Annotated in this window: 17 protein-coding genes; 4 read left to right on the top strand and 13 right to left on the bottom strand. The window is 64.1% G+C overall.

The window, feature by feature from the left end:
• Nucleotides 1-103 precede the first annotated feature (103 nt).
• Nucleotides 104-859 carry an arsenical resistance protein ArsH gene (arsH, locus tag GWC77_RS05020; protein WP_173255774.1) on the top strand — a complete coding sequence of 252 codons (756 nt, stop codon included), beginning with the start codon at nt 104-106 and terminating at the stop codon, nt 857-859.
• Here the strand turns inward: arsH and GWC77_RS05015 are convergent.
• The 13 genes from GWC77_RS05015 to GWC77_RS04955 form a co-directional block, all read right to left on the bottom strand.
• Nucleotides 856-1,743 carry a DMT family transporter gene (locus GWC77_RS05015; RefSeq protein WP_173255773.1) on the bottom strand — a complete coding sequence of 296 codons (888 nt, stop codon included), beginning with the start codon at nt 1,741-1,743 and terminating at the stop codon, nt 856-858. The two genes, arsH and GWC77_RS05015, sit on opposite strands and share 4 nt — an antisense overlap.
• Nucleotides 1,718-2,236: an asparagine synthase-related protein gene (locus tag GWC77_RS05010; RefSeq protein ID WP_254366823.1), complete on the bottom strand. Its 519-nt coding sequence runs from the start codon at nt 2,234-2,236 to the stop codon at nt 1,718-1,720. The genes GWC77_RS05015 and GWC77_RS05010 overlap by 26 nt, the downstream gene beginning before the upstream one ends.
• Entirely contained in the window at nt 2,169-2,687 is a 519-nt protein-coding gene (locus GWC77_RS05005; RefSeq protein WP_173255771.1) for a hypothetical protein, read from the bottom strand. The genes GWC77_RS05010 and GWC77_RS05005 overlap by 68 nt, the downstream gene beginning before the upstream one ends.
• Nucleotides 2,688-2,926: 239 nt before the next feature.
• On the bottom strand, nt 2,927-3,223 hold the full coding sequence (locus GWC77_RS05000; protein WP_173255770.1) for a hypothetical protein: 297 nt from the start codon (nt 3,221-3,223) through the stop codon (nt 2,927-2,929).
• A gap of 61 nt (nt 3,224-3,284) precedes the next feature.
• Nucleotides 3,285-3,773 carry a hotdog family protein gene (locus GWC77_RS04995; protein ID WP_173255769.1) on the bottom strand — a complete coding sequence of 163 codons (489 nt, stop codon included), beginning with the start codon at nt 3,771-3,773 and terminating at the stop codon, nt 3,285-3,287.
• 4 nt (nt 3,774-3,777) lie between these two features.
• On the bottom strand, nt 3,778-4,593 hold the full coding sequence (locus GWC77_RS04990) for a beta-ketoacyl synthase chain length factor (RefSeq protein WP_173255768.1): 816 nt from the start codon (nt 4,591-4,593) through the stop codon (nt 3,778-3,780).
• On the bottom strand, nt 4,590-5,831 hold the full coding sequence (locus GWC77_RS04985; RefSeq protein WP_173255767.1) for a beta-ketoacyl-[acyl-carrier-protein] synthase family protein: 1,242 nt from the start codon (nt 5,829-5,831) through the stop codon (nt 4,590-4,592). The genes GWC77_RS04990 and GWC77_RS04985 overlap by 4 nt, the downstream gene beginning before the upstream one ends.
• A gap of 5 nt (nt 5,832-5,836) precedes the next feature.
• Nucleotides 5,837-6,775 carry a polysaccharide deacetylase family protein gene (locus GWC77_RS04980; protein ID WP_173255766.1) on the bottom strand — a complete coding sequence of 313 codons (939 nt, stop codon included), beginning with the start codon at nt 6,773-6,775 and terminating at the stop codon, nt 5,837-5,839.
• Nucleotides 6,772-9,291 (bottom strand): MMPL family transporter, encoded by a 2,520-nt coding sequence (locus GWC77_RS04975; RefSeq protein ID WP_173255765.1) that lies wholly within the window; start codon nt 9,289-9,291, stop codon nt 6,772-6,774. The genes GWC77_RS04980 and GWC77_RS04975 overlap by 4 nt, the downstream gene beginning before the upstream one ends.
• 11 nt (nt 9,292-9,302) lie before the next feature.
• A complete protein-coding gene (locus GWC77_RS04970; protein WP_173255764.1) occupies nt 9,303-9,956 on the bottom strand; it encodes an outer membrane lipoprotein carrier protein LolA in 654 nt (217 codons plus the stop codon).
• Nucleotides 9,953-10,924: an acyl-CoA synthetase gene (locus GWC77_RS04965; protein ID WP_173255763.1), complete on the bottom strand. Its 972-nt coding sequence runs from the start codon at nt 10,922-10,924 to the stop codon at nt 9,953-9,955. Before GWC77_RS04965 ends, GWC77_RS04970 begins: the two co-directional genes overlap by 4 nt.
• The gene (locus GWC77_RS04960; RefSeq protein WP_173255762.1) at nt 10,921-12,684 is read right to left on the bottom strand and encodes an AMP-binding protein; all 1,764 of its coding nucleotides are present in this window, start codon (nt 12,682-12,684) and stop codon (nt 10,921-10,923) included. Before GWC77_RS04960 ends, GWC77_RS04965 begins: the two co-directional genes overlap by 4 nt.
• Before the next feature lie 75 nt (nt 12,685-12,759).
• Nucleotides 12,760-13,419: a hypothetical protein gene (locus tag GWC77_RS04955; protein ID WP_173255761.1), complete on the bottom strand. Its 660-nt coding sequence runs from the start codon at nt 13,417-13,419 to the stop codon at nt 12,760-12,762.
• 491 nt (nt 13,420-13,910) lie between these two features.
• On the opposite strand from GWC77_RS04955, the gene GWC77_RS04950 reads away from it, so the two are divergent.
• The 3 genes from GWC77_RS04950 to GWC77_RS04940 are packed head-to-tail and all read left to right on the top strand — an operon-like array spanning nt 13,911 to nt 16,300.
• A complete protein-coding gene (locus tag GWC77_RS04950; RefSeq protein ID WP_173255760.1) occupies nt 13,911-14,171 on the top strand; it encodes a phosphopantetheine-binding protein in 261 nt (86 codons plus the stop codon).
• A gap of 15 nt (nt 14,172-14,186) precedes the next feature.
• Nucleotides 14,187-14,903, top strand: a complete 717-nt coding sequence (gene fabG, locus GWC77_RS04945) for a 3-oxoacyl-ACP reductase FabG (RefSeq protein WP_173255759.1) — start codon at nt 14,187-14,189, stop codon at nt 14,901-14,903.
• A 53-nt stretch (nt 14,904-14,956) separates the two neighbouring features.
• Nucleotides 14,957-16,300 (top strand): NAD(P)/FAD-dependent oxidoreductase, encoded by a 1,344-nt coding sequence (locus GWC77_RS04940; protein WP_173255758.1) that lies wholly within the window; start codon nt 14,957-14,959, stop codon nt 16,298-16,300.
• The last annotated feature ends 8 nt before the right edge of the window (nt 16,301-16,308 follow it).

The following is a 16,308-nucleotide window of genomic DNA, read 5'->3' as shown; positions in this document are numbered from 1 at the left end:
CGTGGCGATCAAGCAGATCTCCTTCAAACACCTCTGCCAGTGCAAATGCGAGCCGTTGCCGTAAGCTAATCGCCTCCCAGACACTTGCCTTCATCTCGACGTAATGGATCCTCTCCTCCCAGCCGCCAATCCCGAATTCCTCGACACCGCAATAGCGGCGCGCCTGGGCATGCCGGACGCCCCACCGGTACGCATCCTGCTGCTCTACGGCTCGTTGCGCCAGCGCTCCTATTCACGCTTGCTCGTAGAGGAAGCCGCTCGCCTGCTGCAACATTTCGGTGCCGAGACGCGCATATTCGATCCGCGCGGGCTGCCTTACCCCGATGCGGTCGAAGGCAACGACCACCCGAAGGTCAAGGAATTGCGCGACCTTTCGATCTGGTCCGAAGGACAGGTCTGGTGCAGTCCTGAACGTCACGGCACGATTTCCGGCGTCATGAAGACGCAGATCGACCAGTTACCGCTCTTCATGGGAGGCATCCGCCCCACGCAGGGCCGAACGCTCGCCGTCATGCAAGTGAGCGGCGGCTCCCAATCGTTCAACACGGTCAATCAATTGCGCCAGCTCGGCCGATGGATGCGCATGTTCACCATCCCGAATCAGAGCTCGGTCGCCAAAGCGTTCGAGGAGTTCGACGAGCAAGGGCGCATGAAGCCGTCCCCCTACTACGACCGCCTCGTCGACGTGATGGAGGAACTCGTGAAGTTCACGTTGCTGCTGCGCGGGCGGTCCGATTACCTCGTCGACCGATACAGCGAACGTGTCGCAGCAGGGCGGCCGCTCGATCCGGCGACCGACCTTGCGTCGCGCGCGGTGGGGCCTGGCGAGGCGGCGGCGCCGCAAGACGACATCGACTAAGCGGGTTCTCGCCGTTTTCGCGCCGCACTTTCGCAGTACTGGAAGCAGAGAATGCTGGCGGCAAGAATGGCGAGACCGATCGTACCGGCGAAGGTGAAGGCCGATTTGAACAAGAGCAGGTCCCCAACGAAGCTGATGGCGACCGAGAACAGCAGGAACATCGAGACGAGCGACACCGACACTTCCTTCAGCGAAGTGACGAGTCCGACTTGATAGAGCAAGCCGCAAATGCCGATAAGGGCGAGCTTCCCCCAAGGCACCGGGCTTACCGTCTGCATGGCGGCTTTATCGAAGAACAGCATATAGATCGTCAGGCCGATCGTGGAAATCGTGAAATACATGACGAGTACAGCGTCCGAATCCTCGGATCGCGCGACGCGTTTGATTTCATAGAGCGCGATTGCGCCGAAGAGCGCCGATGCGAGCGCAAAAGCCATGCCGGTGACGTCGGCATGCGCATTCGGGTTGGTCATGCACGCGACGCCCGCTAGTGCTCCGATGACGAACACGCCTCTGGCGTCGAGGCGTTCCCGCCCGGAAATCAAAGAGATTGCATACGCAAAGAACGGCAAAGTGTACGACAGGCATAGCGCTGTCGATAGGGGGACGCGAGCGATTGCGGCGAACAGGCAACACACCGATAAGAATCCGAGCGCCGCGCGTAGCAGATGCTTATGCGGGCGAATACTCGTGAACGGATAGCGCTTTAGGGAAAGCAGGCCCCAGTAAATCAATGCGGGCACGCCGAAGCGCGCGAGCAACAAGGCCGATTCGGGCACGCCCTTCGTCGATTTGACGAACATTCCCATGCCCGCGAGGCTGACCGGGCACAACAGGATAGAGATGGCAGTTCCAGGCTTAACGGAACGCGACGTCGTGCTCATTGGCCCACAACTCGAAGATCAGCCAAGCCCAAATCGAATTGCCGAGAGCCGTAGTCGGCCGATTCACGTTTTCCTCGATGCATCCGAGCAGCACGTCCTTGTTGATGAAGTCGAACGTTCGGCAAGACGAGCCCAACGTGTCCATGAGGTAATCGAATATCGCAAAGCCCGGCCGCAACATCCCAGCAATCGGCAGCAAAAACGGCTGCTTGTGCCGCGTCATGATCGCTTCCGGCAAAATGCCTCGCGCGCAATCATAGATCGGCCGCTTGCGCGCCTGCCGGTCAACCAGTTGCTCGTTTTCGCAAACCAACGCGTGTCGATAGACCGAAGGCAGGCAAAATGGAACGCGTGCCTCGACCGAATGGGCCATGCTCAGCGCGTCCACTCGATGGAGTATGTAATACGGCAGCCGATGCTTCGCTTCAAAGTGGAGAATCTTGCGGAACCAGCCGCATCCAGGCAGGTTGCGAATGAAGTCCTCCAATCGCATGGCGTATTGCATGTCGAGCGCCTCCGGCTCGATCAAGCGGGCGCGAAGGCGGCTGGGTATGGCTGCCAGATCGCCGACGTAGCTTGTCGTTTTGCCGCGTGTCGACGATGGCAATGGCGAACATTCCCTCGAGCTTCTCGACGAAGCGAGGGCCGAGGCGATCGAACAACGGCAAGATGACGCAACCATCGGCATCATCTACGTCTCGGGCGATTCCGTATGTGGACGATAACGCCCTGTGGTTGTAGATCTCTCCGACGAATATGCAGTGCCGGCCGTCGAGAGTATAGGGTTGACTGCCATTTAGCAGGCCGTTGACGGGCACACGAGTATGCCCGAGCAAGCCGGTGCGCAGAAATCGAACGTTTTGCTCGTCTGGTCCTCCGGCGTTCAGGTATTCGATGATCTCGATGACCTTTTCGCGCTTATTGCTTCCGAATAGCCCAAACATTCTACACATGCGGCATTTTCTCGATCGAGGCAGAAACCCAACTGCGCCGGCAACAAGTCCGTTGTCCGGTTCATTAGGGCTGGGCTCGCGATATTGGCATGGAAATTCGCCGCTGCCGTACTGCCAGTTTTGGGAGGCGGTTGAGCGGCGTTGGGGCTGCAAAACAGAATCTAAGAACCCTGCAACGCTGCGATCCGTCGCCGAAGCTCATCGAACGCCACCCACCGCCCAGGCTTCGGCTACTTGCTCGTCTCTTCGTCCGACGTCGCCTTATCCTTACCGACCGCCTTCCGGACAGCATGTTTGGTCGCGTAGTACCCGCTGCGCGCGCCGCTCGCGATGGCGTGGCCGGCTGCCTTGGCGGTACTGGCCGCGCCATGTGCAGCCTCGCGCGCATCCTCGCCGAATTTCTTGCCGGCGGCTTTCACGTTCTCTTTCGCTTCATGCGCCGTTTCCTTCACATCCGCATAAGCGGCAGTGCTTAATATCGCCGGAATCAAGGCGACAAGCAGCAAACGACGGACTGTTGTTCTCATATGATTGCTCCTTGGTTCATCGTCATAAAATTCATGGGAGTGCCGAAAACCGGCCATCCTTTCAACTCGCATCTTGCGACGAGATCGCACCGACAGCCGAGGCATCGAGAATCACCGCGGCCCGCCCTTCGACTATCGTTCGGTCATCACAGCTAACAACGAACCGATAGAGGATATTGTTGACATCGCCACTGATTCTCGTGGCTTCGACGACAAGCGGCGCCTCCAGTGTGTCGAGCCGCTCGACATGCGTTTGCACGTTGCGCACGCTCGCGAGAAACCCCGCGCGCGGGCGCTCCGAGGCTGCGCCGAGAACCGCGCCGTGTACTGCCATCGCTTGCGCGGCATATTCGATCGCGCAAACGGCGGCAAGACGCTCATTCATGCGCAGCGGGTTACCTAGATCACGATGACTCGTTGCCGTACAACGGATGGTTTCTTCATCCCATTGCACGACTTCATCGAGCAGGCACATCGCGCCACTATGGGGAATATGCGCGGCGATCCACGCATGATCGAGTGGCAGTGAGAGTCGATCGTCAGCAGTCATTGCGTCAGGGTTCTTTACGGGCATCGACGGGCACGACATGGACCCGCAGACGCAAATCGTCCAAATAATCGAGCACGACGGTCCGGGCCTGCTTCGCCGCCAGCGCTTCGAGTAACGGCAACGCACGCGCCGCAGGATTGCCGAGACGCACCGCTTCGAGTGCCGGCGACGCGAGCGTCGTAGCCGGCGCATCGGTCAACTCCACATCGATACGGGCCACGGTGCGCTCGCTTTCGCGCGGCGTCAGCACCAGCGCGACGCCAAATGCATCCGCCGTAGGGCGCACACCGCGCAGCGGATCGGGATATTCGGTATCGAACGCGATCAGGAGCGTTTCCTGCGCATCCACGCTGACCGCGCAAAGGCTCTCGAGCAACCCCGCGCAGAAGCTCCCATCGTACGCACACAACACGTTCGAGGAGCTCATCGCATGGGCCGCGATGCTCCAATACCCCGCGGGCGCGTTATGAACCGAGTTATGAAACCGGGTCGGCGAAATCTCCCGTTCGTCGCCTGCGAGCGTTTCGCAGATTGCGTGGCAGTTCTCGCCATCGCCACCCGATGCCGTGAAGACGGTGCTCAGTGCGGCGGCGTCGCGCCCGCTCGCTTGCGCCGCTTCGAAGCCGATGGCGAGCGCCAATCGGACCGGTTGGCTCGTGCGGCGTCGCTCGGCCGATGGCAGCGCGGCGGGTGCGGGAATGGCGGCCGGCGCGTGGACGTACGCCTGCGCGCCACTCAGTACTGGAACGGCTTGCGGCCAATTGGCGAAGCCCGGGCCGATGAGCCCGAGCCCCTCGATATATGCGCTCGTCTTGCTCATGATGTTTCGCTTCCTCCGCGCACACTGTCGCGACGGCCAAGAATCAGGCTGCAATTGGTGCCGCCAAAACCGAACGAGTTACTGAGGACGGTACGCACTCGCGCGTCACGGCTTGCAAGGACATAGTCCAGTTGCAAGACCGGATCGGGCTGCGTCGTGCCGACCCCGGCCGGCACGAACTGATGGCGCAACGCGAGCGCCGAAACAACGGCCTCCAGCGCGCCGGCCGCGCCGAGCGTATGCCCGGTCGCACCTTTGGTGGAGCTCGCAGGCGTTCCGTCGAATAGCGCGTTGAGCGCGAGCGATTCGGCCACATCGTTGCTCGGGGTCGCGGTACCGTGCAGATTGATGTAGTCGATATCGGCTGGGCTCAAGCCGGCCGTCGCAAGCGCGCCTTCGATCGCGCGCCGCGCACCGAGCCCTTCCGGATGTGGCGACGACATATGATGCGCATCGCTCGATTCACCGATGCCGAGCAACAGGATCGCGTCATCGTTCGTCCCCGCACCCATCCCCGCACGGTGGCCGTTGCGCGGCCGCTCCAGCAGGAAGAATGCCGCCGCCTCTCCTATCGAAATGCCCTTGCGCGTCATATCGAATGGCTTGCAGGGTTCGGAAGAAAGCAGTTCGAGCGAGTTGAAGCCGTAAAGCGTGGTCAGGCACAGCGAATCGACGCCGCCGACAACGGCCGCGTCGATCAACCCGGCCTCGATCATGCGGCGCGCCGAAGCAAAAGCCTTTGCGCCCGATGAACATGCCGACGAAATGACCGCTGCCGGCCCGGCGAGGCCGAAGTACGCGCGCACGAAAGCGGCGAGCGAGTACGTGTTGTGCGTTTCGGCGTAGTGGAAGTCGGCCGGCAGCGCGCCGCTTTGCGGGTCGCGTCGTCGATAGGCCAGCTCGGTCTGAAGAATGCCCGAGGTGCTCGTGCCGAGAAATACGCCGACGCGCGCGGCCTCGTAGCGCGCCGCGGCGGATTCGACGGCTTCGGCGAAACCGTCCTGCGTCAAACCGAGTTGCGCGAGCCGATGATTGCGGCAATCGAACGCGCTGAGATCGGCGCGTACCGGTGTGTCGTCGACGCCGTCGACGGTGCCGATCCATGTCTCGAGTTCGGCACGCTCGAAGCGGCAGGGCGCGAGGCCGCCGCGGGACTCGCGTAACGCTTGCAAGGTGGCGTCGAGGCCTCTGCCGATGCAGCTCGTCGCGGTGAAGTGGGTGAGTTGCAGTGGTTTCACAGGAATCAATCCGGATGCCGATGTGCTTCGTATCGATGATGAGCGGTCGTCTTGGCGACCGTTACCGTTGCGTTGGTCTCGGGTACCTCTGTCATGGCGGCGCGCAGCGTCGTGCATTGCAGTCGAGCGTCGCGCGCCGCACGCAATACTGTCTCGAGTGCATCGAGCACGACCGGCCGGCCTTGCGCGTCGCGCGCGGCGTGGCCGTCATGCAGCAGCAGGATGTCGCGCGCCGAGAGGCCGCGCAGCAGCCGCTTTGCGACGAGGCCGGCATCGGAGGTCCGCGTATCGAATCCGCGCCGCGTCCAACTCGCGAGCTGCAGACCGAGCCGGCACAGCACGGGCTCGAGAAACGGGTTGCGCAGTCCGGCAGGCGCGCGAAAGAACAGCGGCACCGTACCGCTCAACTCCGTCAGCGTGCGTTGGGCGGCATCGATCTCGCGTTGCAGTCCTCGTGGCCCAAGCAGCGAAAAATAATGCCGATGATGCTGGCTGTGGTTCTCGATGGCGTGTCCGTGAGTCGCGATCGCTTCGACGAGCGCAGGATGGCGGCGCGCGGCTTCGCCGATGCAGAAGAACGTCGCATGCGCTTCATAGCGATCGAGCAACTCGAGCACACGCGGCGTGACCTCGGGATCGGGGCCGTCGTCTATCGTGATCGCGATCTGATGCCGATCGCGAGCGGATTCGGGCAATGCAGTCCAGTTCGGTCCAAGCCATGCGCTGCGCGGCCACAGTCCTGCGGCCGTCAGCAAGGTATGAGAAAGCGCGACTGCGCCGGCCGCGTAGGGCCAGCACGCCGGTTGCACGGCCAGTGCCGTGACGGCGCCTGCGTGCAACGCAATCGTGCCGCCGACGAGCGGGGTGGGGCGCCAGCGTCGCGGGCTGCCGGCCTGCGAGCCGGCGGACGGGCGGACGAGCGGCAGTGGCGTTGGCTCGTTCATGCCGTCTTCCTTTGGCCCGGCTCATCGGTCGTTGCCCGCGACAATGCCGTGTGCGGTGCGCGCGGCGCCAGAATCGCCGAAAACAGCAGCGCCAGAATCGCGCCCGGGCCGACAGTCAGCCCGAACGATTCGAGCATCGGCACATGCGAGAGCGCCAGCAATCCGAATCCTGCGACAGTCGCCAGGTTGGCGATCAGCAGCGAGGCGAGCGTCAGCGGTGCAACGGTCCGTGCGGCGGGGGACGTCCCGGTCGAATCGGCACTCGATGCGTCGTTTCGTCGATTGAAAAACAGCGCATAGTTCGAGCCGATCGCGACGATCAGCAGCAGCCCGATCAAATGCAGGATCGTGAGCGGCTCGTGGAACAGCGCGAACGCGGCCGTCACGACGAGCACGGCCGCGATCAACGGCACGAGCGTACTGACGACGCGCCGCGGGTCGCGCAATGCGACGAACAGCAACACGACGATCGCCGCGAATCCGGCAAGCGACAAGCGAATGTCCTCGTACACGTAATTTACGTAGAGGTCGTCGGCTTCTTTTTTGAGGTCGACGAAAAGCGCGCCCGTTACGCCGGCACCGGCGACGGCCGTTTCGATCGCATGCGCGTCGAGACTCGTCTCGTTCGCGGGCGGCGCTGCAGCCCCCGGCTTCGCGGGCGCCCGTAACGACAGCATCGCTTGCCATTGGCCGTCGCGCTCGGTCAACAGTGCGTCCACGGCCAGTCCCATCGACGTTCCTCGCAGATCTTCGCGACGCAAAAGCGGAGCGTTGCGCGCTTTCTCTACATCGGCGACGAACGGGGCGAACACGTCGGGCTTCACGCCGATAGTCTGGTTGGCCACCGCCGAGCGCATGCGCGCTTCGAGCACGTCCGCGGGCGGAAGGCTCGCGAGCCGCGCGCGTTGAGTCGCGTCGCTCGGCAGATAGCGGGCCGGGCTATCGAAGCCGGCCAGCGTGCCCGAGTCGACCAGCGGCTGCAACCGCATGGCAATTTTTTCGGCGCCTTCGAGCGCGGCCTGCTCGCTCGCGCCCGAGACGACGACCAGATAGCGGACATCGGGCGCCCCGACATCGGCCCGCAACGCCGCATCGAGCGCCTGGCTCGACGCGGGGACGGGGCTCAGCGACGACAGCTCGTGACTCCACAACTGGCCGCGATGCAGCGCGAGGGCGGCCACTGCGCCGATCATCAGCGCCGCAAACGGCCAGCGCAGGCGGCCAGCCGCATCCGCCGCCCGAGCCAGCAAGGTGCCGAGACGCGAGAGATCGCGAACGGCCGGTGCGCGAGTGCCCAGATGAGGCAGCACATAACGCGTCACCGCGGCGGCGGCCGCGAGGCCGACCATCGAGTACAGGCCCAGTTGCACGAGCCCCGGGAAGCCTGAGAACAGCATCGACGCGAAGCCGCAGACCGACGTCAACATGCCGAGCCGGATCGTCGGCCAATAACGGGCGATCCATGCGCGCATCGCATCGCCACTGGCCTCTGACTTGTCATGCCGCGCCGATTGAATGAACAGATAGATCGAATAATCGACGGCTTCGCCGATCAGCGTCGTACCGAATCCGAGCGTGAGACCGTGCACGGTGCCGAACGCAAGGCTCACTGCCGCGAGGCCGGCAGCCACGCCTGACGCAACGGGAACGAGCCCAAGCGCCAGCGTGAGCGGGGAACGATAGACGAGCAACAGAAGCCCGACGATCAGCGCGAGGCTGATGATGGACAGCTTCTCGACATCGTGTTTGATCGTATCGCGCGTTTCGACCGAGAACACGCCGGGCCCCGTGAGCAGCAACCGGCACGACGATGCGGTTGGCTTGCCATGCGCGGCTGCGTCGAATGCCGCCCGCACGGCGGCGATCGCACTTTCCTGCGCGTCGGTGTCCGAGCCGGCGCCGGCCGTCTGCACGACGAGCAACGCGCGTTTGCCGTCGCGCGAGGCCCATACGCCATCGGCGGAGGCCGGCTGCGCCTCGCCGTCGAACTGGCCGACGATGGCCGTCACCTCGCCAGTCGGGTCGCGCGGCAGCAGTGCTTTCGACATGAGCCCCGCCGATGAACTCAGCAAATCGAGGCTCTCGCCAAGCGCACTGTGCAGGCCCTCGGCAGAGAACCGCTGCGGCGTGACTGCGGGGCTTAGTAGATAGCGATGCTCGAAAACGAAGCGCTCGTCGAGCGCCTGCGTGACGGGCTCCCCGTTGTTCACTGAAACGAAGCGCAGATCGCGGCGCAGTGTCGCCGCGATGCCGTGCGAGAGTTCGGCGCGCGTGGCCGCATCGCCGCCAACGATTGCGACGATGATGAGCCGCGAGATGACACCCTCGCGCAATTGGTCGACGAGCAAACGCTGCTGTGCGCTCGGCGCGCGCGGCAGGAATGCGGAAAGGTCCGCTGTAAAGTGGGCGCGTTGAATCGCGATCGCGCACCCGATCAGAAACAGCAACCAGAGCTGCACCGGACGCCGGCGCAGTAGCGCGCGGCGAGGAGAACCGGAATCGGATCGGTGCGCCATGGGGTCTCGCATCACTGTCTCGACGCGCTGCGAAGCTGCATCACCGAATGATCGCCATCGGCTTGTTCGATCACGACGGTACGCAGTACATCGCGCGTTCCGTCGAGCTTGATCGTCTGCACCGTCTTCAGCATCCGCGAATCGAGCGGCGTCAGCGTCAACGTCCAATCGTCCCCGCGGCCCGCGATGGCGACCTTGTAGAGCTGTTCGAGCACATAACGATTGCCGGCCAGCGTCGCGCGGATGCTTTCGATGAACGCCGCGAGATCGGGGTAGTGCGCGAGCGAGACCGTGTACTTACGCTGATTGCGCTCGACCGTCAGTTTGTCGCCATCGACGACGAGCCGCTCGGGCTTCGGACTCACCGTCACTTTCTCGAGGTGATCGGGCGCGACGAAGGCCAGCTCGCCCGTCGATTCGATGGGCTTGTCCGCGATGGCGAGATATTTCGTTTCGGTGAAGCTTGCGCGACCGGACTTGTTGTGTGCGAGGGTCGACATGAGCCGGTCGAGCGTCCATTGTGCAGTGCCGGCAGCCGCAGGCGTTACCGCGGCGCTGGCAAGCGGCTCGGCGCTCAGGCAGCACGTGGCGGCGGCCACTACGGCGACGGCCCACGCCGCGCGCGTGTTCGCGCACAAAGCGGTGAACGGAGACGATCTTCTCATGCGTCCACCTCGCTCGCCGATTGCGATGTGCACGGCAACGTGGGCTCGCCGTCCTGCCAGAAATCGAAGAAGTTGAACCAGTTGTAGGGGGCGCGGCGGCAGTGCTGCTCGAGCAGTCCGACATACCGCTCGACGGCGGCTTGCACGCGCGCCGCGCGATCGCCGGCCCCGGCGTCCGAGAAATCGACGAGCGGTTCGAAGTGGATGTCGTAGCGATTGCCGCCGCGATAAACGCCTGCCATGAAAATGACCGGACGCTTGAGCATTGCGGCCATGCGCAACGGGCTCAGCGGAAATCCGACGCGGCCGTCGAGAAACGCGCACTGCTGCAGTGCGCTGCCGTCTTCTTGCCGCAGCGTTCGATCGGCGAGCATGCCGATCATCGCGCCGCTATCGAGATATTCGACGGCTTCGAGCATCGCTTCGGGCCGGCCGAGGCTGATGACGTCCTGCTTCACGGCGGGATTGACGGTCGCGAGCACCGCGTTGATGTTACGGGCGTTCTCCTCGTACATCATGATCGCGACGCGCAGATTCGGCCGCGTGCGGCCGATCGCGCGCAGCGCCTCGAAGCTGCCGAAATGTGCTCCGACGAGAAATGCGCCGCGCCCTGCGGCAAGCGCTTCGTCGACGAGTGCGCCGCCTTCGACGCGAATATCGAACAGATCGAACCGCTCGTTGAGCAGATAGATGCGGTCATGGATCGTCGTCGCGAAGACGAGCAGATGCCGGTAGATCTCGCGCCAGCGCGCGGGGCGTCCCAGCACGCGCGCGAGGTAAGCGCGCGAGGCGCGGCGTGCGAGCGGCGCGGCCAGCAGGAAGTAGAACGTGATGCCGTGCAGGACGATGCGCGTCAACGGTCTGCCGAAGTGCAGCGAGAGCCAAGTCATGATGCGCAGCACCGCGAAGTTTCCGCGCTCCTGGCGTTCGGCCCACGTCGAATGATCGCGGTTCGCTTTCGTACTCATGCCGATTGTCGCCGCGTCAGCACACCGGCCGCCGCCGTGCGCTCGCCGGTGCGGATGGTGAAGTGGATCGCGCCGCGTTCGTCGCAGCTGAACGAGAGCGCGAGCGGTTCACCGGGCGAAGCTGGCGCGGTGAATTTCGCCGAGCCGATCGTGCATGCGTTCAACTCGCACCCGAGGGCCGCGCCGATCCGCGCGATCGCATGGTCGAGCAGTACGACACCCGGTACGATGGGCCGGCCCGGAAAATGACCCGGCAACGCGGGGTGATCGGCCGGAATCTCGAAGACGATCGGTTCGTGCTGGCTGTGAGCCGCACTTCGGGTGCTCGGCGGCGGCGCGTTTGCCTCGCTCGCGGGCGCTGCGCTGCGCTGCAGCAGCGCAGCCACGAACGGCGCGAGCGTATCGCGTGGGAGCTTGCCCGTGCCGTTGCGCGGCAAACTGTCGACGAATAGCAGCGGACGCGGCATGAATGCAGCGTCGATTCGCTCGCGCAGCTTGCGTTGCAGCTCGGCAGCCGAGAGCGTCGGTGCCACAACGAGCGCCATCAGTCGCGTGACAGGCGGACCGCCTTGCGGGTCGGCGTCCAATGCGTCGGTCGCGGTTTCGTCGGGCATGAAGAAGGTACCGTCGTCGACACCGGGAATCGCCATCAACTGATGATTGAGGTAGGCGATCGAGGAGCGCTTGCCGGCGATGTTGATCAAATCGCCCTTGCGGCCGTGCAACAGGAAGTGGGTTGCATCGATGAGCTCCAGCGCATCGCCCATCTGCACGGGCACCTCGACATGGCCTCCGGCCGCCCATATTTCGGGACCCTCGTCGCTGCCGGTCGCCGCGTCGCGCGCCGTCAACGTGACTTCGGGGAAAAGCTCCCAGGCGGCGCTCTGCGCGGTGCGGCGCGTCGCGATCTGGCCCGTCTCCGTGCTGCCGTAAATCTCCATCAGCGGTGCGCCAAGGCGCGCTTCGGCTTGTCTCGCCAGTTTTTCCGAAAGCGGTGCCGTGGCCGAGAGAATCAGCGCGGCACCTGGCAACGCGGGCTCGGACGCGAGCAGCGCGCGAAGGTGGATCGGCGATGTGACGAGCGCGCGCGGCGTGGGTACCGCTGCGAGTTCGCCGCGGATATCGTCGGGATAGAACGGCTGGCCGTTGCTGAACGCGAGCCCGCCAATCAATGCGAGCAGCACCGTGGATTCGAACCCGTACATGTGCTGCGGCGGCACGGTGCCGACGAGCGTCGTGCCGGCCGCTTCGACGAGGCCGAGCCGCGCTGCGGCGGCGCGCACGTTCTTGACGAGGAATCCCCACGTCTTGCGATGCGGCACCGGCGCGCCGGTGGATCCTGAAGTAAATACGTACGCCATGATGCGCGCGCCATCGATCTGCGGTACGGCGATATCGTCGTACGCCGCCAGCGATGCGCGCGGCGCGGCAGGGTAGCGAAAACGCGGCAGCTCGATCGTGCAGTCGTCCATGTCGTGAAGACAGAACGCGTCGGGGGCGAACGCTTGCAGTTGCCGCACCGTTTGTGGAGTGTAGGTCGAGGGCAGCAGGCTCACCTTTTCGGCAAGCAGCGTGGCGGCGAGGCCGACCGTGAAACGGTAGCGATCCTTGCAGACATTGAACACATGCTGGCCTGTCGGCAGGACAGCCGCAAGCGTCCTGACGTCGACGAGAAATTCACGTACCGTGACGCTCGCCCCATCGCGCCAGGCGATGGTCCGGTCGAGCGATACATGAGAGACCAGCGGAAAACTCGGCATAAAGTGGCTAGCAAATAGGCGTAAGCGGTAAGCGGGCGGCGCGCAGGCGATGCCTGGCGGACCTTCCCTGGGCATTCATCGCTGCGCGGCGGGCCGCCCCGCGGTCGAGCGCCGATAAGCCCGAATGCTCGCGACCATTCCCGAGCTGCGCACACCTGGCAGCGCGAACCGGCGGCATGCGTGTTCCGCGACGAACATGAGCGCGGCCAGCGGCAGCGTCAGGTAGTTGGCGAAGGTCGACCAGGTTTCGATCGGGACAGTCGCGAAAAGCAGCGTCGAGACAGCGACGACGAGCGCGAAAAAGAGCGTCCAGGCAGCTGTGACCCGCCGCGTATAGGCGGCGATTTCCGGCGCAAGCGGGTTGCCGCGCACGAGGGCGGCGAACTGAGTGCACAGCGGCACGCGCCCTTGCATGAGCGTGCGGCCGAACAGGTACCCGAGCGCGCCGTTGAACAGCACGTGTTCGAGGAAAAGCCCCCACTCGTAATGGCGCACGAGCGTGCCCCGCGCGAGCCACAGCCCCGCGGCGGCCATGGCCACGAGCGGCAGCAACACGGCGCGCCGCGGCGAACGTGCCGCGTAGCCGAGGGCGAGAACGAGCGCCGGCGCGAGCACGAGCGCCAGGCCGAGCGGCTCCAGGCCGGGCGTGCTGACGGCGCGATGCGCGCCGATCTCATAGCCGACGATGAGTGCGGCACCGGCTGTGCCGCGAACGATGGATCGCAAACGGCTCATTCGACGCTCCCCGTGCTGCAGTACCTCGTGTTACGCGCGAATGAAACCCGGCGAAAAAAAATCAGTGCCATCCCGAATAAGACCCGCCGACGGCAACCGCCCGCGAGTTTGAGTCTGTCGCTTTGTGCGATCGATCATACGGAGTTCAGTGGGCGCCGGTGCTGCGTTTTGTAACTTTTTTGCAAGTCGATCACCGGCGGGCAGCGCCGGATTTTAGCGCACGTTAGCGCTCCAAACGAAGAGGCGCCGTGCGCGACGGGGCCTCGCCCGGGAAGCGGTCCGTTGTTCGGCTGCTTCATTCAGTAACCATTCGGGTATACGGCAGGAAACGCTTCGTCTAGAATCGCTCGAACCTGAAGGGACCCCTTAATCGGCCCGGATGGGCCCCCACATTAGCCGGAGCGGACCAACGACGCCGTGCCCGCTCGCATAGCGCGCCGCGCGCCCGCCGTTTCAGGCTGCATCCTTGTTGTCAGCTCGCCGTAAGCATCATGAATGAATTGGAACAAGAGCTCGCCGGATTGATCATCCGCGAATTGAACCTCGAGGATATCAAGATCACCGACGTATCCGGCGACACGGTTTTGTACGGTGAAGGCTTTGGGCTCGATTCCATCGACATTCTCGAGATCGCCCTTCTTATCTCGAAAAAATACGGCTTCGGGCTCAGGTCGGACCATCCCGACAACACGAAGATCTTCTCGACACTCGGTGCCTTGGCTGCCTACGTGGCCGAGCATCGTGTGCGTTGACCTGGTGCGCTCACGATGAAGGCATTGGTGACGGGCGGCAGCGGCGCGCTGGGCCACGCGATCAGCGAGGCGCTCGCCGCCGCGGGCCATGAAGTCTGGGTCCATGGGCACCGCAACATAGCGGCCGCCGAGGCCGTCGTTGCGGGGATTGCGGCTTCGGGCGGCAACGCGCATGCGATCGGCTTCGATGTGACGAACGCCTCCGAATCGCTCGCCGCGCTCGAACGCGTGCTCGAAAGCGGCCCGGTGCAGATCGTCGTCAACAACGCGGGCATCTACGACGATGCGCCCATGCCGGGCATGACGCAACAGCAGTGGCGCAGTGTCATCGACGTCACGCTGAACGGCTTTTTCAACGTGACGCAACCGCTATTGATGCCGATGATCCGCACCCGCTGGGGCCGCATCGTCAATATCGCCTCGGTGACGGGGCTCGTCGGCAATCGCGGGCAAACGAACTATGCCGCGGCGAAGGCAGGGCTGATCGGCGCCACGAAATCGCTCGCCCTCGAACTCGCGTCGCGGCATATCACCGTGAACGCCGTGGCGCCCGGCATCATCGCGTCGCCGATGACCGAAACCGCGTTCCCGCCCGAGCGCATCAAGCAGCTCGTGCCCGCCGGCAGGAGCGGCACGCCGCAAGAGGTGGCCGCGATGGTGGCCTACCTCGTCTCCGATGCCGCGGCCTATGTGACAGGGCAGGTCCTGTCCGTCAACGGCGGTATGGCTTGAGCAGGTCGGCTCGAGACTCCGGATATCGCACGAATGAAGCAAAGGCCAAGCCCATGAATAATCCGCCGCACCCTGACGAGATGACCGAGTGGGACGTTGCCGTGATCGGCGGCGGCCCCGCGGGATCGACCGCTGCAACGTTGCTGGCCGATGCCGGCTATCGCGTGCAGCTCCTCGAAAAGGCGCGCCATCCGCGTTTTCACATCGGGGAATCGTTGCTGCCCGCGAACCTGCGTCTATTCGAGCGGCTCGGGGTCGGCGAAGCCGTGCGCGCAATCGGCATGATGAAGCCGGCCGCCGAATTCGTTTCTCCGTTCCACGACCAGCGGCTGCAGCGCTTCCCGTTCGCCGAGGCGTGGGACAAATCCATGCCTTACGCCTATCAGGTGCGCCGTTCCGAACTCGATGAAATCCTGTTGCGCAACGCGGCGACGCATGGCGCCGATGTCGTCGAAGGTTGTCAGGTCCGCGACGTCGAGTTTCTCGGCGACGGCAGCGGCGCGATCGTGAGCGCGAAGCACGACGATGGGCGCCCGTATCGGTGCCGTGCGCGTTTCGTCGTCGACGCGTCGGGTCGCGATACGCTGCTGGCCAATCGCATGCGCACGAAGCAGCGCAACAAGAAGCACAACAGCAGCGCGTTGTACGCACACTTCCGCGGCGCGCAACGCCATGCCGGGGCGGACGAAGGCAACATCACCGTGTATTGGTTCGAGCACGGCTGGTTCTGGTTCATTCCGCTCGCCGACGGCGCGACGAGTATCGGTGCCGTCGTATGGCCGTACTATCTGAAGCGGCGAGCGCAAGGCACCTCGCTCGAGACGTTTTTCCGCGAAACGATTGCGATGTGCGCGCCGCTCGCCAAGCGGCTCGAACACGCAGAGCTCGTGACCGGCGTGGAAGCGACCGGCAATTTTTCGTATTCGGGCGACGTGACGCACGGGCGCAATTTCCTGCTGCTCGGCGATGCGTTCGCGTTCATCGACCCGGTGTTTTCGTCCGGCGTCATGCTTGCGATGCAAAGCGCGTTCATGGGCGCCGAAGCGATCGATACATGCTTGCGCGATCCGGCACGAGCGAGCGCGGCGCTCGCCGAATTCGATCGGCGCGTACGTCACGGGCCGAAGCAATTCGCCTGGTTCATCTACCGGATGACATCGCCGACGATGCGCAACCTGTTCATGAATCCGCGCAACATGTTCCGCGTGAAAGAGGCGCTGCTGTCGCTGCTCGCCGGCGATATCTTCGGAAACACGCCTATCTGGCCGTCGCTGCGTTTGTTCAAGATCATCTATTACCTGTCGGCGCTGGCCGATGCGCGCAATTCGCTGCGTGCGTGGCGTGCGCGCCGCCGCATGTTGCGGCAAGCCGACGACGCACGCACGGCAGCGGGGTAGGTGGTTTC

This window comes from Paraburkholderia sp. NMBU_R16 (genome assembly GCF_013282575.1).
GTDB lineage: Bacteria > Pseudomonadota > Gammaproteobacteria > Burkholderiales > Burkholderiaceae > Trinickia.
Note: the sequence above shows the minus strand (reverse complement) of the source record. Positions and strands in the feature narration are given on the sequence as shown.